The organism is Fodinibius salicampi, assembly GCF_039545095.1.
In the GTDB taxonomy this organism is placed as follows: domain Bacteria; phylum Bacteroidota; class Rhodothermia; order Balneolales; family Balneolaceae; genus Fodinibius; species Fodinibius salicampi.
Window position 1 is genome coordinate 305,082 of sequence record NZ_BAABRS010000003.1, and the last position, 24,891, is coordinate 329,972.

The following is a 24,891-nucleotide window of genomic DNA, read 5'->3' on the forward strand; positions in this document are numbered from 1 at the left end:
CACCTTACGCATGGTCAATATCACTTGGCCTTTTCAGCGATCAGCTGCATCGCAATATCCATAGTTACATCTTCGGGATCAAAATCATCGGGCAAGCTTATATTTGTCTTTCCAAACTTTATATAAGGTCCGTACCGGCCAGTCATAACGCGCACCTTTTTCCCTTCTTCCGGATGATCTCCCAACTCTTTAATAACATTACTTTTACGGGAAGATTTGTTTTTCTTCTGCTCCAAAAGTTCCAGCGCCCGATCCAGTTCCACATCCAGTACACTATCACTTTTTTTAAGCGAAGCAAACGTACCGTCATGTACTACAAAGGGACCATATCGCCCCACGCCAGCCCTCACTACCTTATCCGTTTCAGGATGTTTTCCAAGTGGACGCGGTAACTCCAACAAACGAAGAGCAAGATCAACATCGACTTCTCCGGGTTTCATCCCTTTCAGAAGCGACGCACGTTCGGGCTTTTTATTATCCTCGGTAACTTCACCCAACTGTACATAGGGTCCATAGCGGCCATTAAGCACAAAAATAGGGTCTCCCGTTTCCGGGTGTTCCCCAATGGATTTTGGACCTTCTTGTTCAGCCTTAATTAATTCCTCGAGCTTTTCAACGGTAATATCGCTTGGCTTCCAGCTGTCAGGAATAGAAGTACTTAGCTCCTCGCCATTCATCTCTTTTTTGATATAAGGTCCATAACGACCAACAAATACTTTAATGCCATTCAAGTTTTCTAAAGGGAGATCAAGATGGCGGGCTTCTTTGGGATCTATTTCATCTTCCTGCTCATCAACCTTTGCTTTTAATCCTTTTTCTCCCTTATAGTATTCACTTAGATAATCATTGGTATTGAGTTCACCCCTTGCGATTTTATCTAACTTTGCCTCCATCTCAGACGTAAAATCACTATCTACCAAATCATGCAGGTTTTTCTCCAGCAACTCAGTAACCGCAAAGGCTGTAAAGGTAGGAACAAGTGTTTTGCCCTCGGCTTCTACATAGCCCCGGTTCTGGACCGTACTTATAATTGACGCATAAGTACTTGGACGTCCCACCCCACGCTTTTCAAGCTCTTTAACAAGCGTAGCCTCCGTATAACGGGCTGGTGGCTTCGTTTCATGAGATATCGGCTCAATTCCCTCCTCAACGACTTCCTCTCCTTCTTTAAGTTCGGGCAGAAACTTCTCTTGGTTCTCCAGAGCCGCATCAGGATCATCACTCCCTTCCACATAAGCTCGGAAGAAGCCCGGGAAAACGATTCTCTTACCACTAGTTCTAAACTCAGCTACCTTACCGTTTGCTTTTGCTTCAATGGTAACATTGGTAAATTCAAGCTCAGCCTTAGCCATCTGGGTTGCAATCGTTCGCTTCCAGATCAAATCGTAAAGCTTAAATTGATCTCCGCGAAGTCCCGCTTCTTCGGGCTTCCTGAAATAGCTACCGGCCGGACGAATTGCTTCGTGGGCTTCCTGTGCTGCTTTTTGTCCGCCATAATTACGCGGTCGATCAAACAGATATTCTTCTCCGTACTCATCCTTAACCGCATTGCGCGCCGCATTAATGGCCTGTCCCGATAACCGGGCGGAATCGGTACGCATGTACGTTATATAACCATTTTCGTAAAGCTTTTGAGCTACACCCATGGTTCGCTTAGCCGAGAAATTCAGCTTACGGTTGGCCTCCTGTTGAAGCGTCGAAGTAATAAAAGCCGGGGAAGGATTGCGCTTCTTACGATTTTTCTTAACCTCAGAAACCTTCCATTCAGCCTTATCCAGATTATCGCGCAGCTCAGAGGCTGATTTGTCATCAAGTAAAACAACCTTTTTGGGCTTCTTGAGCTTTCCGGTATGTTCATCAAAATCTTTGCCGGAAGCCAGACGCTTTCCATCCAAATGCGTCAGATCCGCATCAAAAATATATTCGTCATTTTCTTTGTGAAGCTGGGCTTTCAAATCCCAGTACCGGGCCGAACGGAACTTCATCCGCTCACGCTCGCGCTCAACCATGAACCGTACCGCTACCGACTGTACACGTCCCGCCGACAAGCCGGGAGCAATCTTTTTCCATAACAGCGGGGAGATGGTATAACCCGCAAGCCGATCTATGATGCGACGGGCTTCCTGGGCGTTTACCAGATTCATATCGATATCCCGGAAATGGTTGAGTGCCTCTTTAATAGCTTCTTCTGTTATCTCACGAAAGACCATTCGCTTAACCGGCACATCAGGCTTCAGAAGCTCCGTTAAATGCCAGGATATAGCTTCTCCCTCGCGGTCTTCATCCGTAGCAAGGATCAGCTCATCCGAATTCTTTAATTCCTTTTTAAGACGCTTTATCACTTTTTTCTTACCCCGGGGGATTACATAAATAGGCTCAAAATCTTTTTCTGTATTCACGCCCAGATTTGCCCATTCTTCACCCTTAAACTTTTTGGGTACCTCCTTAGCGTTAGCCGGAAGATCCCGTATATGTCCCATTGACGAATCTATTACATATTCGGCAGGAAGATATTTCTTTAACGTTTTTATTTTTGTAGGTGACTCTACAATTACAAGAGACTTCATATAGTTCTTTTACAAATTACTGATCAGCTCTTTTAACTCAGAAGCATGATCTTTAGTATTTACTTTTTCAATAATTGCTTGTACGGTCCCATCGGTATCAATGACATAAGCAGAACGAGTAGGGGCCTCATATTTATTGCCGAACATATTCTTTTCAACAATGGAATCAGTCGCTTCTGCAAACTTATAATCCGGATCGGAGGCCAATATATAATTTATGTCTAACTTTTCAGCATAGTTTTTATGCGATCCACAGCTATCTTTGCTAATTGCAACTAGATTGTACCCCTTCTGATCAAACCAGTCTGATTCATCTGCCAGACTTTTATTTTGCTTATCACATCCAGACGTATTATTGCGCATATAGACCGAAACAATAGTCGGACGATCTAGTAAATCACTAAAGGGTACGGTTTTTTCTTCGCCATCTTGTAGGATATCAAGAGTAAAATCAGTATTTATCTTGCTGCCTTCTTCAATCATTTGATAAAATAATAATATTGTTATTAGCTATTAATCCCATTACTACAAACTCAAAACAATCGCGGCTATTGTGCGCTATACCGATAGGAATTGAACTTTTATAATAACGTGATCATTCAGATACTGCAATAATTCATTTATCGATTGCGGAAAGTATCGTTTCTAATTGAAGATTAGATGAAGGACAAAGGATAAAATCGGGTCTGCAGCACCTACATCCGCTCCCTTAATAAATACCGGGCTACTGCGGCCACCATAATACTATGATGGATAGTCCCCTCTTCCACCATCGATAAAAAATCTTCAAGTAGTAGAGCATGCACTTTAATGCGTTCATGGATATCACTTTCCGTTTCCCGGAACCCCGAAAACTCACAATTTTGTGCTAAATATAAGTGCGTGTAATTGGTCATTATAGCCGGATTTGCACTTACCTTTCCCAAGTTCTCCCATTGTTCTGATTTATAACCCGTTTCTTCTGCCAATTCACGCTGGATAGCCTCCAAAGGCGTTTCTCCCGAGTCTACCATACCTCCCGGAATTTCAAGCGTAGGCTGTTCAATTCCATAACGGAATTGCTCAACCAATACTACTTTTTTATCCTCCGTTATAGGCAACACATTTACCCATTCAGGAGCTTCAAGCACATAAAAATATCCTTCGTTATATTCTGACTCCGACTCCAGTCGCATCTTTCTATGCAAAAGATTAAAAATTGGTGTTTTATATTCCTTATTTTCACGGACTACTGACCACGGTTCGATAGTAAAGCGAAATGATTTATCACTCATAAGTAGCAGAATATTTTATGGCAAATCAGTTTGAATTTGAAACAAAAGAAGTTACCTCAAAAGAAGAACTCCACGATCGTATGGTGGAGGCTTGCAACGCGATGGAAGCAATTTACAAAAATGGTGACTATCCCCAAGTATTTGTTAAACGATCGTGGTCAAAACATAATCCTATTATCACCGGAGAAATGGCGAAGCCCGAAGCCTATCGCTGGTATCTGCTTCGTGAACTAAAAAAGCTGGGTAGAAAAGGTGCTGTTATTAAAGTTTTACCTTCTCGTGAACGACTGCCCCTGAATGATCCCGAACTTCTGGATAACACCGACGAGGACGATTGGGATATTACGCAAAAGAAACTTTTCCTTTTTAGTCCCGAACGCATCGAGATCTCTCTCAATCGCCTTCAGCACTACACTGGCACCGATCCAAAAGACTTCCAGCGATATATTCTCTTCACCAATTATGACATGCATATTGAGGTTTTTCTCGACAAATTCCCTGACTGCGTGAAACCGTCTAGGGAGGGGGTACAAATGCCCGCTTACCACCATAAACTGGACGACAACAAAGGCGTGTCTCTTGTCAATATTGGCGTGGGTCCCTCTAATGCAAAAACCATCACCGATCATATTGCTGTACTACGTCCGGATGCTATGCTAATGGTTGGTCACTGCGGTGGCCTGCGTAATCATCAGGAAATCGGGGACTTTGTTCTTGCAACCGGATTTATGCGCAATGACGGAGTACTGGATGATATCCTTCCGCTTAATATTCCCATTACCCCCAATTACCTGTTAAATGTGTACCTGAAAGAAGTACTCGACAAATATGATCGCAATCACCGGATGGGCACCATATTTACAACGGCTAACCGCAATTGGGAATTCATCAAACGCCGTACCGTCGAACAGATTCATATGAGCCGTAGCATTGCCGTAGATATGGAATCAGCCACTGTTGCTACCAACGGCTATCGCTATCGCATCCCCAATGCTACCCTCCTTTGTGTAAGCGATAAACCGCTGCACGGTAAGCCAAAGCTCAGTGACGAGGCGCAGGAATTTTACGAGGATTCCAAGCAACTCCATCTGGAAGTTGTACTTGAAGCGCTTAACATCTGCAAAGAAAACTATCCCGAAGGTCTCCCCAATGCCAGCATCCGGGCTATGAACGAACCCCTGATGGGTGGCCCGGATGAAGAATAAAGTAGGTTAGGGAAAAGAGACCCAGAAAATATCAACCGCAGTATTCTCCCCGTTTCCCCTTGACTGCCATTAACTCCGAATCAAATACTGAAACTTAACGAAAAACTGACGGTCCGTTTCTTTATACCCGTTAAATCCATTGGGTCCGGGCTGGTCAAAATGATTCATATAATCCGTCATCCCTATATAGAACTTGGTAAACGGATTGGCTTTATAATAAACCAACGGATATACCTGGATCTGTTCGTCAAAAGAATTGTATTGAGTAATTAATCTTGCAAAAAGCTTCTCAGTAAAATTATATCGACCAGTCATGCGAAAAATATCACCACTGTAGAAGCTCTGGTCATCGTCATACGAAGAGAGCGTTGAATAATCATAGCTTAAGTTTAATTCCAACCGACTGGTAGGCTTAATTGTAGAACTAGCTGAAATATTATAGCCTTTCCCCATTTCAGGATTGCGCGATCGATAAATATCTTTTCCGAAACCAACATGACCCTGAAAAGAGAGTGCATCAAGCGGATTTGTTCGTGCATTAATCATTACACGATTCATTTTTGTAAAAAGCCTTCCTCGAAATCGTTCATCATTAAGAGGCAAAAAACTGATCGCTAAATTGGTCTGACCGCCGAAGCTGTTACTAAGCCGAGTAAAAATATATCGCTCCTGGAACTGCCCGTCAAAATCATAACGCCATGTTCCGCTCACACTCAATCTTCCCTGCGATAAGAGTCTTGTATTCGGATAATAAGAGAGACTCTGACTTGCTTCAAACTCCCTGCGGTCTGTCTGATTAATGAAGCCGGCCTGAGTTTGAAATGTCGGTGAATAGGCGGAGTATTCCAGTGAAAAGTCATAATACTTTGCTTCTCGCGAAAACTCCGTACTGATCAATGAACCGCCGAACTGCTCACCGTTAAAAGCAGCGTCATGAGAACTCTGTCCAAAGTTTCTTGTCTCATCGAACAGGGTGGTATCACTTAGCTCCTTCGTATCAGAATAAGCCGCCTGACCGCTAAAATAATACTGATCAGTCAGCCGAAAGTTCCAGTCGATACTGCCTACATAATTTTCACCGTCTTGTTGGTTTCGGGTCGTTAATAAACCACCAACATATGATTCTGACCCAAAACTGTATTTTCCCCGCAGTACATTACTGTAGGAGTCTTTTTCTGAACGAATGAGCGAACTTCCATAGCGACCCGGTACTATAAAGGGAGTATCACGATCATAGGCTGTTAAAAAAGCCACACTGTAACTACTCGACTGATGGGTAACCTTACCAGCTGCGATAGGATGGTTAATCATTCGGGAATAAAAAAGATCTTCCGAGGTACTAAACAGATCACTTCCCTTCATAAAAAAGGGCCGTTTTTCGGGATAGTACAGCGCAAATGTTTCATTGGCTCCAATCTGTGCAGCATCCGTTTCTACCTGACTAAAATCAGGATTTAGAACGGCATTCAATGAGGTAGTTGAGGTTGGTGAGTACATTACGCTCCCGCCAATACGGCCTTCAAGCGGACCATGATCCAGACCAGAAGAAGGATCATCGGGAGTATTGAGTTCACTGCTTTGGTAACTCATTCCATAGGGAAGCAACTCAACGGTATTACTGTTTTCTATTCCTTCCATGCCTGTCAAAAGCCCGTTCTGGCACAATAGGCATGAATTACTGAGCTTAACATCACTCCATGTTAACTGGTAGCGATTACTTCTCGGATAGTTGCGAAGAAACTGTACAGACCAATCCTGAACTTCACGCTTGGGAAAATTGAGACTTTTGAATGGGATTTTCATTACGGCCGTATATCCAAAATCCGTTATATGAGCCTCCGAACTCCACAGCATATCAAAATTCATATCCTCACTGTTTCCGGTTCGCATGCCATCCATCTGTATTCCCAGTGGATTTACAAAGAGTTCATACGCCTGCTGATTATTATTAAAGGGATCTATAAAAACACCTATGAAATCATCCTGGAAACTATTGTCCCTGTCAGTGATATTAGCTCTTATGCCCCTGGGATTGGGGTCCTTACAAATAAAACCGATATACAAATTATGCTGACTGTATAATACTTTAACTTCAGTTTCTACCGGAGCGGGGGCGTTATCATTGGGTTGTACCTGATGCTCAATAAATACCGACGGGGCTTTGTCCCATGCCTGGTTTTCCAATCCTGCAGTTATATTAAAATCATTTTCAATTTGAAGCGGACGAACTTGCATCGTAGTATCCATTTGCGATTGAGCCCAAAGCCCAGATAAAGGAATAATCATTAAAAAAATGACTGCAAATAATATTTTCTCGTTCCAACCTGTTTGATGCATAAAATAAATCAGCTCTGTCTTTTTTAGATATTGTTTCTTTAACATTGCTAATTAAATCTTACGAAAAAATCTCAAATTGTTACGCCTGAAAAACTGGATATCCATTGAACTAAATATTGATACAACCGATCCTCTTTGGCAGAATAAATTATTTTTTTTTGTAAGGATTCATCGACAAAACGGTCTTACTATAAATATCAACTTTCAAAGAGACCCTATCATGCCTGACCAAGAACAATTCGAGGCCGAAAATTTTTTAAAGCGAACTGTAAAAGAGATGAGTCCTGATGAACAACCACGGGAGAAGCTCATGAACTATGGAGGAGAAAGCCTTTCAGATGCTGAACTCCTGGCTATTCTGCTGCGTACCGGCAGTCAAAAGATGAATGTTATCCAAATGGCCCAGGCCCTGCTCGATCATTTTGATGGCCTACGCTATCTGGCCCGCAAAAGCTGGCAGGATCTTAAAGTAATTCCCGGGATGGGTAAAGTAAAATCACTCACCCTTGAAGCAGTATTTGAACTTTCCCGACGCATTCAGATGGCTAGCCTCGGCGAGCAAGTACAAATCACCTCTCCGGAAGATGCCGTTTCCTATTTTGGTCCCAAATTACGCGATCTGACCAAAGAGGTATTCATCGTCGCCTTTCTGAATAACGCCAAAATAGTGATGGGCTATAAGAAAATAAGCTCCGGCGGCTCCACCGCTACCATAGTCGATCCAGCTGAAGTTATGCGTCAGGCCGTCATGAATGAGGCAAACAGCATTTTACTGCTCCACAATCATCCCAGCGGGCAGAATAAAGAATCCAAAGCCGATATACAGCTCACCAAGCGAATTGCCAAGTCGGGCAAACTGCTGGGCATTCCGGTGGATGATCACATCATCATCGCCGGCGATGGCTATACTAGTTTTAGGGCTAAAGGGCTTCTCAATTAAGAATTAGGAATTAAAAATTGAAAATTTAAGATTGAGGATAATGAAACGGGAAAATATAGTACAGAAAAAAAGCTATGACTTTGCACTGCGTATCATCCATTTATATCAATTAATCATCGAGGGTTCAAAAGAATATATACTGGCTAAACAAGTACTAAAAAGTGGTACTTCAATTGGTGCCAATATTGAAGAAGCTATAGGAGCCCAAAGCAGAAAAGACTTCAAAGCTAAACTCTCAATTTCCTATAAAAAACCGGGGAACCCATTACTAACTTCGAATACTTCGGACTCTAAAATCATCGAAGACCAACTTTCACAATCACTGATTAATGATTGTGAGGAGTTGCTGAAGATAATTGGCTCAATAATAAAAACTCTAAAAAATTCTCATTCCTAATTCTCAATTCCTAATTCAACTGCTTATATTTACGGCTAATTTAGAATTCGGTAAATAATTACTCCATGAAGGACTACCTGCGATCTATTATTAAAAATTCGCTGCAACAATTTGATATCAGCGAAGAAGAAATACCCGAAATCCAGATTGAAAAACCCAATCAGCCCGATCACGGCGATGCGGCAGCCAATATCGCTCTCAATTTAGCCAGTGTTCTAAAAACTAATCCTCGCGAAATAGCTACGCAGATTGTAGAGGGACTGGAGTACAACCCCAAAAAGATTAAAGCAGTTGAAATAGCAGGACCCGGATTCATCAATTTTCGTTATGCCGACAATTATCTCTTCAATGAATTAGAAACCATCCTATCGCAGGGAACAAAATTTGGAACAACAACTGGCCAAGCAGGCAAACGAATACTCGTTGAATTCGTAAGCGCCAATCCTACAGGACCACTTACCGTAGGTCATGGACGTAATGCCGTCTTAGGCGATACCATTGCCAATCTGTTGGAATGGACCGGTGCAGAAGTTAGTCGGGAGTATTACTTCAACAATGCAGGCCGGCAAATGCGCATATTAGGACAAAGCGTTCGAGCAAGATACCTACAGGAACTTGGTCACGATGCGGACCTTCCCGAAGACGGTTATAAGGGTGCATATATAAAAAATATTGCCCGGACGTTAATAGAAGAGCACGAAGACGCCCTTGTGAATACCGACGATATTACACCCTTCAAAGAAAAAGCGGAGCAGTTGATTTTTAACGACATACAGCAGACCCTTAACCGGATGAACATCAAAATGGACTCCTTCTTCAATGAAAAGGAGGTTTATGAGGACGGTACCATTGATGATGTTATTAAAAAATTCCGCGAAAAGGATTTAGCATATGATAAGGATGGTGCTACCTGGTTCCGAACTACTGAATTTGGAAAAGATCAGGATACGGTACTCATTAAGAGCAGTGGCGAACCGACCTATCGGCTGCCCGATATTGCCTATCATACCAATAAGCTTGATCGCGGCTATGACCAGTGCATCGATGTTTTTGGAGCAGATCATATTGATACCTATCCTGATGTACTCTCCGGTATAGAAGCGCTGGGCTATGATTCTCAGAAAGTCGATGTGGTAGTATATCAGTTTGTTACCCTTGTCAAGGATGGCAAACCGTTTAAAATGAGCACGCGCAAAGCTAACTTTGTAACACTCGATGAACTGATGGATGAAGTGGGTGCAGATGTTACCCGATTTTTCTTTGAGATGCGCGCTCCCAATACCCATCTCGAATTCGATGTGGGACGAGCCAAGGAAGCCGGGGAAAAAAATCCGGTTTTTTACCTGCAATACGCCCATGCACGTATTCACAGCATCCTGAACAAGGTAGAAGAAAAATATAACTTTGAAGAAAAGGCAGACCTTACATTACTGACTCATGAGTCGGAGATTAGCCTGATGAAAAGTCTCCTGCGCTTTCCCGAAATGATTGAAAGCGCGGCCGAAAGCCGAGAACCCCATCGCTTGATTAACTATCTCAATGACCTGGCCTCTCACTTTACTTCCTTTTACCACGACTGCCGTATTCTGGGAGAGAAGGAAGAGCTCGTACAGGCCCGCACGGCACTAGCCAGGGCCACGGCACAAGTGCTGGCCAATGGATTAGGCATTTTAGGTATCAGCGCTCCTGAACAGATGTAGTTGGAGCTTACAATTCAGATTCTTTCCAGCTTCAATTTCCTAAGCTGGTATAAGCTTGGTAAAACACACAATGCCCTTACTAAACTGCTCGGCTACTTCAAATCCCGTTTGACTGAACATCTTATTACTTTCATCGACGGTCCAAAAGGTAAGGCCGCCAAAGCCGGCTGAATCCTGCAACAGACGTGCATACCAGGCATCCGCCTTTACAAGGTGCATCATAAAAAAAACGCCATCTTTCTTTATAACACGTCGCGCTTCATACAAAACTTTTGTGGGATCCGTCAGCTCGTTAAGTGTCCCTCCCATGGTAATACCGTCAAAAGTTGCCCCAAAAAACGGCAAATGTCGGGCATCCGCTCGCAACAAGTACTGGTCTGCCTGCTCCGCTTCTGACTTTATACGGGCTTCAGCCAACATCTGATGAGAAAAATCAAGAGATACCACTTCACAATTTGGCTCTTCCTTCTTCAGCAACCGTCCATAGAGGGCCGTTGAGCAGCCAATATCCAGATATAGCTTGCCACGTTCCGGATTCAACCAGTCGGAAAGTAACTGCTGTTCCTTTTGAATTGGAAACTCATCTCCGGTCAATATTGAAAGAGAGCGCTTTCTCCAGATTTCCTCATACAGCGTGGCTGTTAATCTCCAGTGGTTAGAACTTTGGGCCCACGACATTTCTATCGTTTCCTCATCCAGTAAATCTGTGATATTATCCCGAATAGGATATTCATCTCCTTTATTAGAGCATACGGTTCCGTTGAAGGACTTCTGCAGCTGTGCTACTTCTGTGGGAATAGTAATAGCTGCCCGTTCATATTTGGGAGACCTGATTTCAAGAGCCATAAGCTAGGGGATTAATCGATCCTGAATATTGTTAGGAATGATATAGGTTAAATACATTTTATACCTAATACGTTTCCCAGTCGGAAAGTGTTACAGAGAGGCAAAGCTATTTTTGAAGAATAATCGAAATTTGAGCCCCCTTCTGGACACCCAGCATTTTTTGAGCATCCCCCTTATTGATTCCCACTTCCAGCATGCCGGCACTTCCTATGTACGCCACAGGTTCTCCTTCGGTTACAGCGCCAAAAGTGGTGTTAATTTCATTCAAAATAACATTACCAACATATATCTTAACGTCTTTACCAGCAAGAACTTCATCAATAAGGTCAGCCGAAATATTTGTAACCAGATTACCGAACTTATCAATATGGATGATGGTTCCCTCCAAACCGTCCTTATCGGCAATAGGCTGCATCCAACGATAGCTGATTAGTTCATCCAGCGGCTCCCCCAGCTCTTCCAGAGTCACACCCCGGCTTAAATGCGCGGCAGCCGGAGCAAAAACATCGCGCCCGTGAAAGGTATTAGACCGGCTTTCACGTAAATACTCTTTCTTATTGAGTTTAACTGCGCTATAGGATCGATCGGTTGTCAATAGCGAAAAAATACCGTTATCCGGGCCCACAAAATACTGATCCTCGATCTTCAAAGCTACAGCATTGCGATCGGTTCCCACCCCTGGATCAATAACGACGGTATGCACTGTGCCGGAGGGAAAAAGCATCGCCGAATTTTTAAGCACCCATGACCCAGCCATAATATCCTGGGATGGAATATCGTGGGAGACATCCACCAAGCGTGCTTCGGGAGCGATACCCAGCATTACAGCCTTCATCGCACTTACGTAATAATCCTGCAGACCGAAGTCTGTCGTAAGAGTAATTACATTACGCATAAGTGTTCAGCATCACCGGCATCACCAGCATGAGCATTTGCTCATTTTCCTCTTCTCCTGATGGTTTAACAATACCTGCCCTGTTTGGCGTAGAAAATTCGAAGTAGACTTCCTCGTCATCCACATTACCCAATACATCAGCCAGATACTTAGCGTTAAAACCAATTTCCATCTCTTCGTTATCGTATTCGCATCCAATTGTTTCTTTGGCTTCACTGCTCATATCAATATCTTCGGCCCGAATGGTCAGCTTATCCGGATGCATTTGAAGACGGATTTGCCGGGTAGTTGAGCTTGAAAATATAGCCACTCTTTTTACCGTAGCTAACATCTGTTCCTTATCAATAATGAGTGTTTTATCATTTTCCCGGGGAATTACAGAATCATAATTAGGATACTGTTCATTAATCAGTCGCGTAATAACAATGGTATTCCCACTCTTAAACCGGGCGTGATCCTCTGTAATGGTAAGTACACACTCATCTGCATGAAGTGCCTTCTGCACCAGGTTTAACGCTTTTTCGGGCACGATAAAGTTCATTTCCTCATCGCTGGTTAAATCCTTCTTGATATAGCGAACCAACCGGTGACCGTCTGTAGCTACAAACTTGCTTTCTTCGGGACCAATATCAAAATACACCCCCATCATTGCAGGACGCAGATCATCATTGGATACTGCGAAGAGCGTCTTATCAATAGCTTTGATCATATCCTTTTTTGTGGTCTCTAACTGATGGCCCTCATCCAGATTGGGGACTTCGGGAAATTCATCAGGATCTTCTCCTACCAGCTTATAGGTCCCTTTATCCGTTCTAAATTTGACATTAAATTTTTCATCCACTTCAAAGGAAACAGGGATATCGGGTAGTTGGCGGAGTGTTTCCGTAAGACGTCGTGCCGGTATGGCTACTGCACCATCTTCATCAATATCCGCATCCATATATTCAATAATAGATATTTCAAGATCGGTGGCAGTCAGCCGTAAACTTCCATCCTCACTTTTAAACAAAATAGTTTCCAGGATAGGCAGGGTAGCCTTATTTGGTACAGCACCCGAAACAGCCGACAGAGCTTTAACTAGTTCACTACTTGATACATTAAATCTCATAAGAAATTTTTTTTGCTGAGTATTTATCAGGCTTAAAAAAAGCCCGCATAATAAGTACCATATACTAATAAATCCTCACTCTCTTAGCAACCACATTAACCGTTCTTTATACGGAAATTTTCATGGCGATTTTACAGATTCTTCATTTTCTGATTTTAGCACGAAAAACCTTCTTTTTCTTTTATCAGCAACTAATACTTACTCAGTGAGATAGCAACGTCCCAAGAAATATCATTCTCCACCAGAGTACATATTTTCTTATGTTTAAAGGCTTGAAAAATCTTAACCATAATTGATTTATTTGTGCGTATTCTGCTCTTAGGTCCCACTGCAGTTGGTAAAACAGCACTTTCCGTTAGTCTGGCAAAAAAACTTAGTGCGGAAATCATATCCGTTGATTCCCGTCAATGTTATAAATACTTGAATATAGGAACAGCCACCCCCACGAAACAAGAACGTGGAGGCATTCCACACTATAACCTCTCGATTATCGACCCCGCTGTTAAAGATAGTGCTGCAAATTATGCCGAACGAGCCGAACAGTGGCGACAAGAAATTGAGGAGCGGGGTAAAAATATTCTTTATGTAGGAGGGAGTACCCTACATGTGCAGTGCACCATTCAGCCGCTGGATGATGTGCCCGAAGCAAACGAAGAGAACATTAATAAACTTGAAGCACAAATCGAATCCGATGGAATTGAACCGCTTTATCAAAAGCTTCAATCCATTGATCCGGATTACGCACAAAAAATGGACGGTATGAATACCCAGCGTATTGTTCGTGCACTTGATGTATGGATGCAAACAGGGCGCCCGTTTAGTTCTTATCATTCCGACAATAATAGCATAAGCGTACCGGATGACATGCTGGTATTCGGCCTCAAAAGAGACCGACAAAAGTTATACGATCGCATTAACCTTCGCGTTGACAAAATGTTTGAGCAAGGCTTTCTGAATGAAGTTAGAGAAATACTGCAGCGCGGATATAGTCTTGAAGATCCTGGTCTGAATACGGTAGGTTACAAGCAAGCCATACAATTTATTAATGGAAATATGAGTCGTGAAAAGATGATCAAGGATATAAAAACCAAAACACGCAGGTATGCCAAACGGCAGCTTTCCTGGTTCCGCCGATGGGAGTTCATACGCTGGATTAATTTGGATAATACCCCCGATACAGAGGCTCATAATTTTATCGCACAACAGGTAGCAGCTAAGCTAAATAAAGATTAACTTTACCCTCACATTAAATCGCACTGATATTTATACCAATGTATAAGGCTACTGTCAACGTTACACTACGAAAATCCATTTTAGACCCACAAGGCAAGGCCGCCCATCACGCACTAAAAGATTTAGGACTTACCAATATAGAAGAAGTGCGTATTGGCAAACTGATTGAGCTTAATATTGATGCCGATGATAAAGATACGGCCTTTGATATTGCTGAAACAGCCTGCACCAAACTACTGGCTAATGAGGTCATGGAGGATTTTGAAATTACGATCCACGAAAATTAAATGCTTTATTGATATGTACGATCCGCTTGCTAACACTTGGGGAGCTAAGCCCGATCAAGAACAAGCGCCTGGTACAGATGTCGATGTTTTAGAAAAAGAAGAGGAAGAAGATGAGGAGAAAACCCCATGGCGGGTTATTCTCTATGATGATGATATTCATACCTTCGATGAAGTTATCAATCAGCTTATAAAAGCATTAAGCTGTTCACAGTCGCACGCTGAGAAACTGACCCGTAAAGTTCATAACGAAGGTAAGGCTGAAGTTTTCGAAGGAAGTTTCGAAGACTGTTTCGAAGTAAACGGCGTACTCAAAGAAATTCAACTTGTCACCGAAATAAAAGGATAATACCGTGTCTGCTAACTTTGGAGTAATTGTATTTCCCGGTTCTAACTGCGATCATGACGCCTATCACGCTTTGGCGCATGTTATGAATGCTAAAGCCCAATTCCTATGGCATAAGGATACCGATCTGTCAAATATCGATTTTCTACTTGTCCCCGGAGGATTTTCCTATGGCGACTACCTCCGCTCAGGCGCTATTGCCCGCTTTTCCCCTATTATGCAATCCGTAATTGAATTTGCCAATAAGGGAGGTCCCGTCCTGGGTATTTGTAATGGATTCCAGATCCTGTTAGAAGCAGGACTCTTGCCTGGTGCTATGCTTCATAACGAACAGCTTCGTTTTATCTGCAAACAAACATATTTGCGTTGCGAAACCTCAGATACTCTTTTTACCCGCACTATCGAAGAGGGAGAAGTACTACAGCTGCCTGTTGCCCATGGAGAAGGAAACTATACTACCGACTCAGATCAACTAAAAGAGCTTCAGGATAATGATCAAATCGTTTTCCGTTACTGCAACAAAAAGGGCGAAACTACAAAAGAAGCCAATATCAATGGATCAGTTGATCATATAGCCGGTATTTGTAATAAAGAGCGTAATGTATTGGGCATGATGCCTCATCCCGAACGTGCTGTCGAGAGCCTACTGGGATCGAATGATGGAAAGCGTATTTTTGAATCTGCCATACAGGAACTTACTGTGGCATAAACCCAACAGCTCTTATAGCTCTTATTATGACGAAACGCTCCAACCAGAAAACGCTTTATAGCAAAGGGCTGAACAAACGCTATAAGCGTCGTACGGTTGTTTCGGATGTTTCTATTGAAGTAACGCAGGGAGAAATAGTTGGCTTACTGGGTCCCAATGGGGCAGGAAAAACAACTACCTTTTATATGTTTGTGGGACTTGTTACTCCCAACGAGGGACAAATATTCCTTGACGATCGAAAATTAACGACCATGCCGATGTATAAGCGTGCTCGGCTTGGCATCGGTTATTTGGCACAGGAGGCAAGTGTATTTCGAAATCTGACGGTTCGGGAAAACCTTGAATCTATTCTTCAGTTTAAAAACTTTTCAAAATCAAAGATTGAAGAGCGTGTAGATGAGTTAATTGAGGAATTTGGACTACAAAGAGTGGTAGATAGCAAAGGATACAGCCTTTCTGGCGGTGAACGCAGGCGAACAGAAATAGCCCGGGCCTTAGTAACCGATCCCAATTTTATCCTTCTGGATGAACCTTTTGCCGGCGTAGATCCTATTGCGGTGGAAGATATTCAGGAAATTGTGGCTCAACTTCGTCATCGTAATATTGGAATCTTTATTACAGACCATAATGTGCACGAAACATTGGCTATCACCGATCGAGCATATCTCATGTTCGAGGGAAAAATCTTAAAGGAAGGATCAGCCGACCAGCTGGCAAAGGATGAAGAAGCTCGTCGTCTTTATTTGGGGAAACAGTTTCGACTGGATCGTTATGATACTGAATAATTTTAATTCAAGAATAAACCGAACACATAGCGTGTTCTTCTATTATTAATGTAATGTTATGGAAGAAATAACTGTACAAGAGCTCAAACAAAAAATTGATAATGGCGATGATCGTATTTTTCTACTTGATGTTCGCGAACCCTTTGAACAATATCAATCGAAGATAGAATACAAGAATAGCCAGCTTATCCCTATAGGCGAATTAGCGGACCGGGTGGATGAGATTGAAGATCAAAAAGACCAGGAAGTTGTTTGTATGTGCAGGAGTGGGTCTCGAAGTGCCGAAGCGTGCAAGTTATTGGAAAAGAAGGGATTTTCAGATGTTAAAAATCTAAAAGGAGGTATTAACGAATGGGCTCGCAGTATCGATGACAGCTTGCCAGTCTATTAAATTATCTTCAAAGCTGAGAATTCTCCTCAATCCCTGGTAGCGAACTTTTTTGAGCATCTAGTCCATTCTTACAAATTTCTCTTACCCTCTGTGCACTAACCGTACTGACCACATACTCTTTACCGGTAGTCGATCCCATACCTTTTATTTTGGGATTTTTATACTCCATCAGACTTTCACGGGTTGTTTCAGCAGACAAGTGAATCTCATTAATACCAGTGCTACCAACTATCTCTTTCACACTTTCCTCATTCACTCCACAGCCTGCCATAATAGAAATACGTCCCCTGGATTTTTCTACGAGTTCACCGATCAAAGTCGCTCCTTCTAAAGCCCGGGCCTTTTGGCCTGAAGTCAATATCCGATCAAATCCTGATTCGACACAATCCCCCAGTGCAGCAAAAGGGTCTTTTGTCATATCAAACGCACGATGACAGGTTACTTGCAAAGGACGAGCTAATTCCACCAATTCCCCACACCGCTTCCTGTCGAGAGTTCCATCCGGCGAAAGGATACCAAACACCACTCCATCCACTCCAAGCTCTTTACAGTGTGCTATGTCGCGTTTCATAGCTTTAAACTCAAGAGCAGAGTAGCAAAAATCCCCTTCCCGGGGACGAATCATTACAAATAGCGAAATATCCAGTGCTTCGCGCAATACCTCAATTGTTCCCAAAGAAGGGGTCGTACCCCCGCCTCCGGGATTATCACAAAGCTCTATGCGGTCAGCACCGCCTTTTTGGGCATTTAGCGCCGATTCAATATTATATACAACAACTTCCGTTGTCAATGCAGGCTCTCCATTCATCCAATTATGCCATCGCTGCAATCTGGTTCAGCAGCTCATCATTGCTGTCAGTATTTGTCAATACCTTCAATAGGCTCTGCATAGACTCTTTGGGAGACTTCTTGAGCAGATAACGACGGACCATATTACGCTCTTCCAGAGAATCTGTAATAAATTTATCCTCATTTCGCGTACCGGAAGCACTAATATTAATAGCGGGATATATACGGTCATTCGCTAATTCACGATCAAGCACTAACTCCATATTACCCGTGCCTTTAAACTCCTCAAAAATAAGATCATCCATGCGGGAATTTGTCTCAATCAGGCAGGTAGCAATAATAGTTAATGAACCGCCCCCTTCAATTTTTCGCGCTGAGCCAAAAATCTTTTTGGGAATTTCAAGAGCCCGGATATCCAATCCACCGGAGAGCGTTCGCCCACTGCTTTCCTGGGCATTATTATAGGCCCGTCCCAGTCTTGTGATCGAATCAATCAACAGTACGGCATCTTCTCCCATCTCGGCTTTTCGTTTCACATAGCCAAGAGCCAATTCCGTAATACGGATATGACTTTCCGTTGATTTATCGTTGGAAGAGGCAAAAACTTCGGCATCTGTTGTCCGCAGAAAGTCAGTCACCTCCTCTGGACGTTCATCAACCAGCAGTACACCGGTCGTTATATCCGGATAATTTTCAGTAACCGACTCAGCAATTTTCTTAAGCAACACCGTTTTACCGGTACGGGGCGGTGCAACAATGAGTGCCCGCTGGCCCTTACCAATGGGAGCTACAAGGTCCATTACCCGCATCTCAATATTATTGGGATCCTGGCCCAGTTCAATCTGCTCAATTGGCATAATCGGAGTCTGCAGCTCAAAACGAGTAGCCCGTTGCCATTCTACCGGATCTTTACCATTTATTTTTTCTATGGAATGAATATGTCGATGCCCCTGATTATCCTCTTCATACTCACCTTCTATTTCTAAGCCTGGTCTAAGATTGTGATGTTTAACCTCATTTGGCTTAAGAAAAGGGTCACTGGGTTCATAACTGAACTCGTGGTCTTTTTTACGGGCGAAACCATATTTTTTGGCATTAATTTCAACAACGCCACTATAGTCGCCTGCTACCTCTACATTTGAATTTGCATTAAATCGCGGTACAAACACATTATTGCTTTTATTACCTCCGCGATTTCTGTTGTTTTTTGAACGTCCCATTTAGTTATTCCCGGTTTCTTGAAAACTTACATTCCTGTGCGATAATTAATAACAGCTACAGGAACCGTGTTATGTTAGAACTTTGATTTACAATTGAAAGGAAAGATAAACAGTGCAGCTATCACTGCTGCACTGCTCATCAATTGGATAGAAAGATAAGAATGTTTGTCGATTAATTAAAACCTATCGACGAACGGTTGTTGATTCGCCAATCCAGCTGTAACAGGATTTTAGTGATCCATCAACCTGAAGCGACTGACCATCTTCCCAGTTTTTGAAAAACTGTTGTTCCGTAGTAGGCGTATACGATGCATAAGACTGAATCTTGTTATTAGCTTCATTACTTGCCGAGCTATCCACGCTCTTAGCCCTGTTCAAATAATCAAGCACCAGCCAGTAAACAACGCGATCCTCGACCTCTAATTCTCCCTCTGAGCACTGGTTAACGGCCTGAGCGTAAGCATCGGCTATAACGATATAGGGTTTACCCCATTCACTATCATGTTCTAAAGCTGTCCGTGCAAATTGACGAGCACTTTGCAAGCGGTCACTGTTAAGGTATGCATTTGCAATATTCAAAGCGATTGATGCCTTCTTATCCGAATCATCCGCTTTGTTCAGCGCTTCTTTAAAGTATTTAATTGCTTCATTATACCTGGCATCACCGATAGCTGCCTCAGCGAGTGCAAGACTATTTTCGTAGTTAGGATTAATCTCGTACAGCTTCTGACTAATCTCACTAAGTTTATCATTCATCCCTGCCTGCTCATACAGGTCCTGTAATTGAGTAAGTAACTCTTCATTCTCAGGATCATCTTCTAATTCACCCTCAAGAAAAGTGATACGTTCTTCCGGTGAATCAAACAGTTCATTGCGGGCACTGGATATATATTCAGAAAGCTGATCCGGTGCATAGGGCTCTACCTTCTCAATCATTGCTAACGCTTCATCTTTTTCGCCTTCCGAGACGAGGTGCCGGAGTAAAACCTGCACGTAATAACCGTCATTCATCTTCGTAAACTCTTCGGGCTTCATCTCAAACGCTTTTTGATATTCGGCAGCAGCCTTTTCAGTAGAACCGTCAATATAATCGGAATGACGTTGATAGAAGCGTCCCTTTCTTACCGCCCATTCAAATTGGTCCAGATCTTCGCCAAAGTGTTTATAGACTTTATCAAAAATCGTTAGAGCCGTATCGGTATACGCTTCTGCGACCGCCGGATCTTCCGCTTGCCCGGCAAGACCTCCGTAAGCGGTAATCAAACGCTGTAGATTTCTCTCCAAATCGAATTTGGAATAGCCTTCAATGGTTTCAGGCATCCCTTTCCAAATCCAACGACCGAAATCAATGGCGCTTCCATAGGATTCACTCTTGTAGTTTTCGTAATATATAGAATAGGCCTGTATCTCACTCATGCCACTTGGTGGCTCTTGCGACGATTGGGCCATGGTCCAACTACTGCCAGCCAACAGCAAAGCAGATAAAAGAAGTAGCTTTTTCATAATTCTGTTTTTAACTATGGTTCAAATTATAAACTGTTTCGGCGCCGTTTTATTTTGCCTACTGCAATTTTGGCCGGAAAAACATAATTTCTGCCAAATTGAGCGATAATCGTACGCCCCATATTTGTTCTTTAACTAAATTGGCACTATTTGTTCCGCGCAATCCATATTCAAGACTCAAATCCATGGAAGAATTTGAGTTTGGGCCCGGTGATAATATCCCCAAACCAAACGAAAATTTCAGCGTATTTATTTTTTGCCCCTGCATTTCTAAATGACCGGTATCGTAAGAGGCGCCTAACCGGTACTTAAACTGCGACAAAAATTTGTTCGACCCTGTAATGTAAGGAAAATATTGAAATCCCAAACCCATCTTATAGCGATCAGTGAAAAGATCTTCTTCAGATGGTTTAAAATCATTTTTAAAATCTGACCAACCTTCATAGGATCCCTCAGCTGCCAACATCGTTAACTGACCGGGTTGATAGCTAACTCCTGCTGTAATATTTAAAGGTAATCTTATATCACCGTTACCTAATTGCGGTCCATCAGATATAGCTATCGTTCTACCTCCCTGTGTTGATGTCTGTTCGCGTTGTGCACCAATAGTTACAGGTAAACTTACGCTGGCACCTATTCCTAATTCGTCATCTTCATTAAATAATTCAGACTGACGGAAAAAAGCTCCAAAACGGTTTCCAAAGCTATAACCGCTGGTTTCTAACTTATAAGTAACCGATTGATACCCCGTATTGGCAAATGCACCAGTAAATTGATCATCCAGAGAAATAAATACAGCTGAAGCGGCATATCCAACTGAAAACTGCGGAGAGATCTGCCAGCCAACTCCTATTTCAGCACGATTTGCACCGCCACTTCCACGATTTTCAATTCCGTATACTAAAGTATCCTGTGCAGCTCCCTCTCCAACATAACGAACATTTTCCTGGTAATTGCGAAAAGTTGATTGTGTGACAGGACTGAAGGATGCTGATAACCCAAGTTTTCCACGAATAACAGGAAACTGCAGCTGAAATTGATCAATAGAAAAATGAGTATTTTGCGCGGTATTATCGCCCTGACTTGCATCGAAGGACTCAAGGCCTACACCTCCGGCTCCCAAGCCATATACCAAATTCCCCCAATGTGCCGGATTTGCCAGGTTGGCAACATTTATTTCATTATAGGAAACACCCGAAAGTCCCAAGGACCGGGCTGAGGTGCTTGCTATATCTACCGGAAAACCAATGCCCAGCTTGGAATAGACAGATCCGCTTTTAGCTTTCCTGTCCTCCGATTGAGCCATTGCAACGGTGCTTCCGACGCAGAAAAGAAGTGCTATAAATACGACTTTTTTCAATGTTAGTTACTGCTGTTTTTTAAATATGTAATTTCAAGTTTGGGCGGATTTATATCCGAAGTGGAACTATATATTAGATCTGTCTTTACAGAACCATTCATTGGCAATGTAATATAAAATTGTTGTTCCTCAGGTAGTCCGTCTATCAATCCACTTTGAAGGAGTGAGGTCACATCGAAATGATAGGCCTGATCTTTTTCTGAATAGGTCCCATTTACTACCGGATTACCTGGTACAAGATTATCGGGGGCATCTTTCGGATCAACAAAGTGCAGGTTTGCTCTTTGTACATCCTGCCTTTTTACCTGAGGACCAGGATCGGGCATAGACACATCCCTATAAAATACCAGCTCGGCCTTTGAAATATTGGGTCCGCTAATCTCAATTCCTGAAAGATCCAAATCAAAGGTTAGGGTATTTTCGAGCATATTATATGCTTTAACTACACCATCAGGAGTTTCTCCCTCGTTATTTCGATCTAAATGATAGGCCCATCGGTTATTTGATACTTCAAAAGTATCTGACTCCGGGTTTTCAATTACAAAACGAGTTGAAGAAGAATTTAATGGCAAAATTTTACCACCTCCAGTGGGTACCAAAGCTAAGCCAAAGACTTCATTCTCATAAAGTGAGTCAGCATTTTCTGCATCAATATATGGACGATAGTTATTATCAACCCAATCACTGTTTAGAATAACATCTAACGAATCCTCTTCTTCAACTGTAAATGAAGCCACTTTAGTATTTTCATCAATCTGGATTTCCTCCTTTAACTTAAAGGCATTTCCTCTCCAAAATTCCTGTATAGGATAAACATCAAACGTTTGTTCGGCCAGAGTATCTCCATAAACATGTTCCCAATCAAACAACAACCGCATCTTCATTATCGCATTTTCTTGCAGGCTGTCATCATTTGATACCGGAAGAGAAGGCTTTAACAATCCGGTGGCCGCTATCTCGCCAAAAATGGGATCGTTATAAGCTCCGGCAGAAAAGTAGGTGAAATTTCCTGAATATGAGTTAAAAGAGATGGTTTCAACCCCCTCCACTGGTATATCCACGACTTCGACCTCCGCTCCCGACTCAGAAAGGTTGCTTCCCACGGAGCCAGGATTTTCACAACCGGTAATAATTCCAAATGCGATTAATACCAATAAAATGGTTAAACTACCAGTATAATCAAGAAAATTTCCAATTTTACTTTGAAACAAGATACCACTTACTTTTTTGGTTACGATTCTTCCTCTTCTTCCTCCGTTCCCGCAATCTCATCATAATAAGAAGCGAACTTATCAGAAACAGTCTCCGGAGATCCCTGAATTTTCTTTGGCGAAATGCCAAGATCTTCAAAAAGGTCATCCAACTGATCGGTCAGATGATTACCGGTTACAACATGATCGCTGTATTTTAGACCAAGGGTACGCAAGTCAACGTTGCCACCCTCTATAAGATTGCCCCTGTCGAAAGAATCAGGAAGCCCAACCAAATCAAGCAGTTTTTTATCAAATACCCCGTTATTCTCGGGATGGTGGATATTATAAATTATCTGAGTATCCTTAAACAAGCCTTCATTATTATATTTTTCTTTGACCAAAAGCGGGATCAACCCTGAAGGCCAGTCGTGACAGTGAATAATATCTGGCTCCCAGCCTAGCTTTGCAACGGTTTCGAGCACGCCTTTGCTGTAAAACACAATACGCTCATCATTATCATCATAATGCTCTCCGCTATCCGGATTCATAAACATCGCCTTACGATTGAAATAAGTATCATTATCCAGAAAATAGACCTGTAGCTTGGCATTGGGAATGCTAGCTACCTTAATGCGCATACTCTCTATTTTGTCGCCAATCTCTACTTCAATTCCCGAAAGACGAATAACTTCATGTAATCGATTCCTTCGATCATTAATGGTCCCATATTTAGGCAAAAGAAGACGTATTTCATATCCTTTATCCTGCAAAGATGCCGGCAAAAAGCGTAGCATATCTGCGGTGTGTGTCATTCGAGCAAAGGGAGAAATCTCAGCTGCAGCGTATAAAACTTTCATAAATTTTGTTTAAAACCTTCGTTGATGTTTTACTGTATTATTAATCCTCAGATTTGCCATTTTCTTTGTCCGCATATAACTGATTCATATCCTCATCGTCTAAAGAATAAAAATCAAAAAGCGTATCTCCCCGAAGCCCTAAGCGTAGTGTTTCAACCGGAATAACTTCTGAGGGTTTTACATTCCCCAAATTAACATTACTGCCGAATTTACGGATAAACCACACTTGCTGTTCTTTTTTAGGTGCCTCGAAAATCAGATTTTCAACAGGAACCTGGTCAGCGATCTCGTCAATAAGTCCCGATCGAACCTCACCGTTGGGTCGAAATACACCCACGGTTCCGCTTTCACGGGCCTCACAAATAACTTTCCAGGCACCGGCCTCAAGCTCGTTCTCTATCATTTTCACCCATTTATAGGGAGGAATAATATCATTAGGATTTTTACTGCCTATTTCTGACAGAATAGTAAAATGCTTACTCATGAGCTGAATGATTTCAATTTTTCGCTGATCAGACAGCCAAATAGTTCCATTAGAGACCTCAGCGTGACCAATATTAAAACGATCCAGCAGTTCCATATAAGCATCCAGCTGATCACGGAGTACATAGGCTTCAAATAATGTTCCGCCAAAATAAACCGGGATATCAGCATTGGAATATACTGCTAATTTATCCTCCAAATTTTGCGTGACATAACTGGTTCCCCATCCTAGCTTCACAATATCAATATAGTTAGAGCAGGACTCACAAAAATCTTCGACCTGACGAACACTTAATCCCTTATCAAGGATTAGCGTCATTCCTTTTTCGCGGGGTTTTTCAGTTCGTTTAGGGAGATGATTAAGCTTAAAAGCCATTGAGCATTATAATTTTGACAAATTAAACGAACAAATATACTAAAATGCAGCTTGTTAATAAAATTAAACCCGGTCTTTCTTTTAGATCGTATT

24 protein-coding genes are annotated in these 24,891 nt (G+C 42.4%); 10 read left to right on the plus strand and 14 right to left on the minus strand.

All coding sequences use genetic code 11. The annotated features are described in order from the left end of the window. Positions 1-20: 20 nt before the first annotated feature. From topA to ABEB05_RS12490, 3 genes are all read right to left on the minus strand, one after another. Positions 21-2,567, minus strand: a complete 2,547-nt coding sequence (topA, locus tag ABEB05_RS12480) for a type I DNA topoisomerase (protein ID WP_265790584.1) — start codon at positions 2,565-2,567, stop codon at positions 21-23. A gap of 9 nt (positions 2,568-2,576) precedes the next feature. Continuing rightward, on the minus strand, positions 2,577-3,050 hold the full coding sequence (locus tag ABEB05_RS12485) for a peroxiredoxin (protein ID WP_265790586.1): 474 nt from the start codon (positions 3,048-3,050) through the stop codon (positions 2,577-2,579). A gap of 212 nt (positions 3,051-3,262) precedes the next feature. Continuing rightward, positions 3,263-3,841, minus strand: a complete 579-nt coding sequence (locus ABEB05_RS12490) for an NUDIX hydrolase (RefSeq protein ID WP_265790588.1) — start codon at positions 3,839-3,841, stop codon at positions 3,263-3,265. A gap of 17 nt (positions 3,842-3,858) precedes the next feature. On the opposite strand from ABEB05_RS12490, the gene ABEB05_RS12495 reads away from it, so the two are divergent. Continuing rightward, positions 3,859-5,046 carry a phosphorylase family protein gene (locus tag ABEB05_RS12495; protein WP_265790589.1) on the plus strand — a complete coding sequence of 396 codons (1,188 nt, stop codon included), beginning with the start codon at positions 3,859-3,861 and terminating at the stop codon, positions 5,044-5,046. Positions 5,047-5,115: 69 nt separating this feature from the next. Here ABEB05_RS12495 and ABEB05_RS12500 read toward each other — a convergent pair whose 3' ends face one another. Further along, positions 5,116-7,293, minus strand: a complete 2,178-nt coding sequence (locus ABEB05_RS12500) for a carbohydrate binding family 9 domain-containing protein (RefSeq protein WP_265790591.1) — start codon at positions 7,291-7,293, stop codon at positions 5,116-5,118. A gap of 310 nt (positions 7,294-7,603) precedes the next feature. On the opposite strand from ABEB05_RS12500, the gene radC reads away from it, so the two are divergent. The 3 genes from radC (at position 7,604) to argS (ending at position 10,420) form a co-directional block, all read left to right on the plus strand. Next, positions 7,604-8,323, plus strand: coding sequence for a RadC family protein (radC, locus tag ABEB05_RS12505; protein WP_265790593.1), 720 nt, complete (start codon positions 7,604-7,606; stop codon positions 8,321-8,323). Between the two features lie 40 nt (positions 8,324-8,363). Beyond that, positions 8,364-8,720 (plus strand): four helix bundle protein, encoded by a 357-nt coding sequence (locus tag ABEB05_RS12510; RefSeq protein ID WP_265790595.1) that lies wholly within the window; start codon positions 8,364-8,366, stop codon positions 8,718-8,720. Between the two features lie 65 nt (positions 8,721-8,785). Further along, on the plus strand, positions 8,786-10,420 hold the full coding sequence (argS, locus tag ABEB05_RS12515; protein WP_265790597.1) for an arginine--tRNA ligase: 1,635 nt from the start codon (positions 8,786-8,788) through the stop codon (positions 10,418-10,420). 39 nt (positions 10,421-10,459) lie between these two features. Here argS and ABEB05_RS12520 read toward each other — a convergent pair whose 3' ends face one another. From ABEB05_RS12520 to dnaN, 3 genes are all read right to left on the minus strand, one after another. Next, positions 10,460-11,266: a class I SAM-dependent methyltransferase gene (locus ABEB05_RS12520; RefSeq protein ID WP_265790599.1), complete on the minus strand. Its 807-nt coding sequence runs from the start codon at positions 11,264-11,266 to the stop codon at positions 10,460-10,462. A 106-nt stretch (positions 11,267-11,372) separates the two neighbouring features. Further along, positions 11,373-12,161, minus strand: a complete 789-nt coding sequence (locus ABEB05_RS12525; RefSeq protein WP_265790601.1) for an SAM hydrolase/SAM-dependent halogenase family protein — start codon at positions 12,159-12,161, stop codon at positions 11,373-11,375. Continuing rightward, entirely contained in the window at positions 12,154-13,269 is a 1,116-nt protein-coding gene (gene dnaN / locus ABEB05_RS12530; RefSeq protein WP_265790603.1) for a DNA polymerase III subunit beta, read from the minus strand. Before dnaN ends, ABEB05_RS12525 begins: the two co-directional genes overlap by 8 nt. Positions 13,270-13,572: 303 nt before the next feature. Between dnaN and miaA the strand changes: the two genes are divergently transcribed. From miaA to ABEB05_RS12560, 6 genes are read left to right on the plus strand one after another with little or no spacing between them, the layout of a single operon-like run. Next, positions 13,573-14,502 (plus strand): tRNA (adenosine(37)-N6)-dimethylallyltransferase MiaA, encoded by a 930-nt coding sequence (miaA, locus tag ABEB05_RS12535; protein WP_265790605.1) that lies wholly within the window; start codon positions 13,573-13,575, stop codon positions 14,500-14,502. A 38-nt stretch (positions 14,503-14,540) separates the two neighbouring features. Further along, positions 14,541-14,789, plus strand: coding sequence for a phosphoribosylformylglycinamidine synthase subunit PurS (gene purS / locus ABEB05_RS12540; RefSeq protein ID WP_265790607.1), 249 nt, complete (start codon positions 14,541-14,543; stop codon positions 14,787-14,789). Beyond that, on the plus strand, positions 14,764-15,135 hold the full coding sequence (locus tag ABEB05_RS12545) for an ATP-dependent Clp protease adaptor ClpS (RefSeq protein ID WP_265790609.1): 372 nt from the start codon (positions 14,764-14,766) through the stop codon (positions 15,133-15,135). Before purS ends, ABEB05_RS12545 begins: the two co-directional genes overlap by 26 nt. 4 nt (positions 15,136-15,139) lie before the next feature. Next, complete coding sequence (purQ, locus tag ABEB05_RS12550) at positions 15,140-15,841, plus strand: phosphoribosylformylglycinamidine synthase subunit PurQ (protein WP_265790611.1); 702 nt, start codon at positions 15,140-15,142, stop codon at positions 15,839-15,841. A gap of 26 nt (positions 15,842-15,867) precedes the next feature. Continuing rightward, the gene (gene lptB, locus ABEB05_RS12555; RefSeq protein ID WP_265790613.1) at positions 15,868-16,626 is read left to right on the plus strand and encodes an LPS export ABC transporter ATP-binding protein; all 759 of its coding nucleotides are present in this window, start codon (positions 15,868-15,870) and stop codon (positions 16,624-16,626) included. 58 nt (positions 16,627-16,684) lie between these two features. After that, the gene (locus ABEB05_RS12560) at positions 16,685-17,017 is read left to right on the plus strand and encodes a rhodanese-like domain-containing protein (RefSeq protein ID WP_265790615.1); all 333 of its coding nucleotides are present in this window, start codon (positions 16,685-16,687) and stop codon (positions 17,015-17,017) included. A gap of 7 nt (positions 17,018-17,024) precedes the next feature. On the opposite strand, the gene ABEB05_RS12565 is transcribed toward ABEB05_RS12560, so the two are convergent. The 7 genes from ABEB05_RS12565 to ABEB05_RS12595 form a co-directional block, all read right to left on the minus strand. After that, entirely contained in the window at positions 17,025-17,825 is an 801-nt protein-coding gene (locus ABEB05_RS12565) for a copper homeostasis protein CutC (RefSeq protein ID WP_265790617.1), read from the minus strand. Between the two features lie 4 nt (positions 17,826-17,829). Beyond that, a complete protein-coding gene (gene rho / locus ABEB05_RS12570; protein ID WP_265790618.1) occupies positions 17,830-19,026 on the minus strand; it encodes a transcription termination factor Rho in 1,197 nt (398 codons plus the stop codon). 183 nt (positions 19,027-19,209) lie between these two features. Next, positions 19,210-20,529 carry a tetratricopeptide repeat protein gene (locus ABEB05_RS12575; protein ID WP_265790620.1) on the minus strand — a complete coding sequence of 440 codons (1,320 nt, stop codon included), beginning with the start codon at positions 20,527-20,529 and terminating at the stop codon, positions 19,210-19,212. Positions 20,530-20,587: 58 nt separating this feature from the next. Beyond that, the gene (locus ABEB05_RS12580) at positions 20,588-21,889 is read right to left on the minus strand and encodes a hypothetical protein (protein ID WP_265790622.1); all 1,302 of its coding nucleotides are present in this window, start codon (positions 21,887-21,889) and stop codon (positions 20,588-20,590) included. A gap of 2 nt (positions 21,890-21,891) precedes the next feature. Further along, positions 21,892-23,100 (minus strand): hypothetical protein, encoded by a 1,209-nt coding sequence (locus ABEB05_RS12585; RefSeq protein WP_265790624.1) that lies wholly within the window; start codon positions 23,098-23,100, stop codon positions 21,892-21,894. A 20-nt stretch (positions 23,101-23,120) separates the two neighbouring features. Next, positions 23,121-23,939 (minus strand): glycogen/starch synthase, encoded by an 819-nt coding sequence (locus ABEB05_RS12590; protein ID WP_265790627.1) that lies wholly within the window; start codon positions 23,937-23,939, stop codon positions 23,121-23,123. 40 nt (positions 23,940-23,979) lie between these two features. After that, positions 23,980-24,798: a phosphosulfolactate synthase gene (locus tag ABEB05_RS12595; protein ID WP_265790629.1), complete on the minus strand. Its 819-nt coding sequence runs from the start codon at positions 24,796-24,798 to the stop codon at positions 23,980-23,982. Between the last annotated feature and the right edge of the window lie 93 nt (positions 24,799-24,891).

Coding starts and splice junctions, on each gene's coding strand:
- topA (WP_265790584.1), bottom strand. CDS start 2,567: ATGAAGTCTCTTGTAATTGTAGAGTCACCTACAAAAATAAAAACGTTA.
- ABEB05_RS12485 (WP_265790586.1), bottom strand. CDS start 3,050: ATGATTGAAGAAGGCAGCAAGATAAATACTGATTTTACTCTTGATATC.
- ABEB05_RS12490 (WP_265790588.1), bottom strand. CDS start 3,841: ATGAGTGATAAATCATTTCGCTTTACTATCGAACCGTGGTCAGTAGTC.
- ABEB05_RS12495 (WP_265790589.1), top strand. CDS start 3,859: ATGGCAAATCAGTTTGAATTTGAAACAAAAGAAGTTACCTCAAAAGAA.
- ABEB05_RS12500 (WP_265790591.1), bottom strand. CDS start 7,293: ATGGATACTACGATGCAAGTTCGTCCGCTTCAAATTGAAAATGATTTT.
- radC (WP_265790593.1), top strand. CDS start 7,604: ATGCCTGACCAAGAACAATTCGAGGCCGAAAATTTTTTAAAGCGAACT.
- ABEB05_RS12510 (WP_265790595.1), top strand. CDS start 8,364: ATGAAACGGGAAAATATAGTACAGAAAAAAAGCTATGACTTTGCACTG.
- argS (WP_265790597.1), top strand. CDS start 8,786: ATGAAGGACTACCTGCGATCTATTATTAAAAATTCGCTGCAACAATTT.
- ABEB05_RS12520 (WP_265790599.1), bottom strand. CDS start 11,266: ATGGCTCTTGAAATCAGGTCTCCCAAATATGAACGGGCAGCTATTACT.
- ABEB05_RS12525 (WP_265790601.1), bottom strand. CDS start 12,161: ATGCGTAATGTAATTACTCTTACGACAGACTTCGGTCTGCAGGATTAT.
- dnaN (WP_265790603.1), bottom strand. CDS start 13,269: ATGAGATTTAATGTATCAAGTAGTGAACTAGTTAAAGCTCTGTCGGCT.
- purS (WP_265790607.1), top strand. CDS start 14,541: ATGTATAAGGCTACTGTCAACGTTACACTACGAAAATCCATTTTAGAC.
- lptB (WP_265790613.1), top strand. CDS start 15,868: ATGACGAAACGCTCCAACCAGAAAACGCTTTATAGCAAAGGGCTGAAC.
- ABEB05_RS12560 (WP_265790615.1), top strand. CDS start 16,685: ATGGAAGAAATAACTGTACAAGAGCTCAAACAAAAAATTGATAATGGC.
- ABEB05_RS12565 (WP_265790617.1), bottom strand. CDS start 17,825: ATGAATGGAGAGCCTGCATTGACAACGGAAGTTGTTGTATATAATATT.
- rho (WP_265790618.1), bottom strand. CDS start 19,026: ATGGGACGTTCAAAAAACAACAGAAATCGCGGAGGTAATAAAAGCAAT.
- ABEB05_RS12575 (WP_265790620.1), bottom strand. CDS start 20,529: ATGAAAAAGCTACTTCTTTTATCTGCTTTGCTGTTGGCTGGCAGTAGT.
- ABEB05_RS12590 (WP_265790627.1), bottom strand. CDS start 23,939: ATGAAAGTTTTATACGCTGCAGCTGAGATTTCTCCCTTTGCTCGAATG.
- ABEB05_RS12595 (WP_265790629.1), bottom strand. CDS start 24,798: ATGGCTTTTAAGCTTAATCATCTCCCTAAACGAACTGAAAAACCCCGC.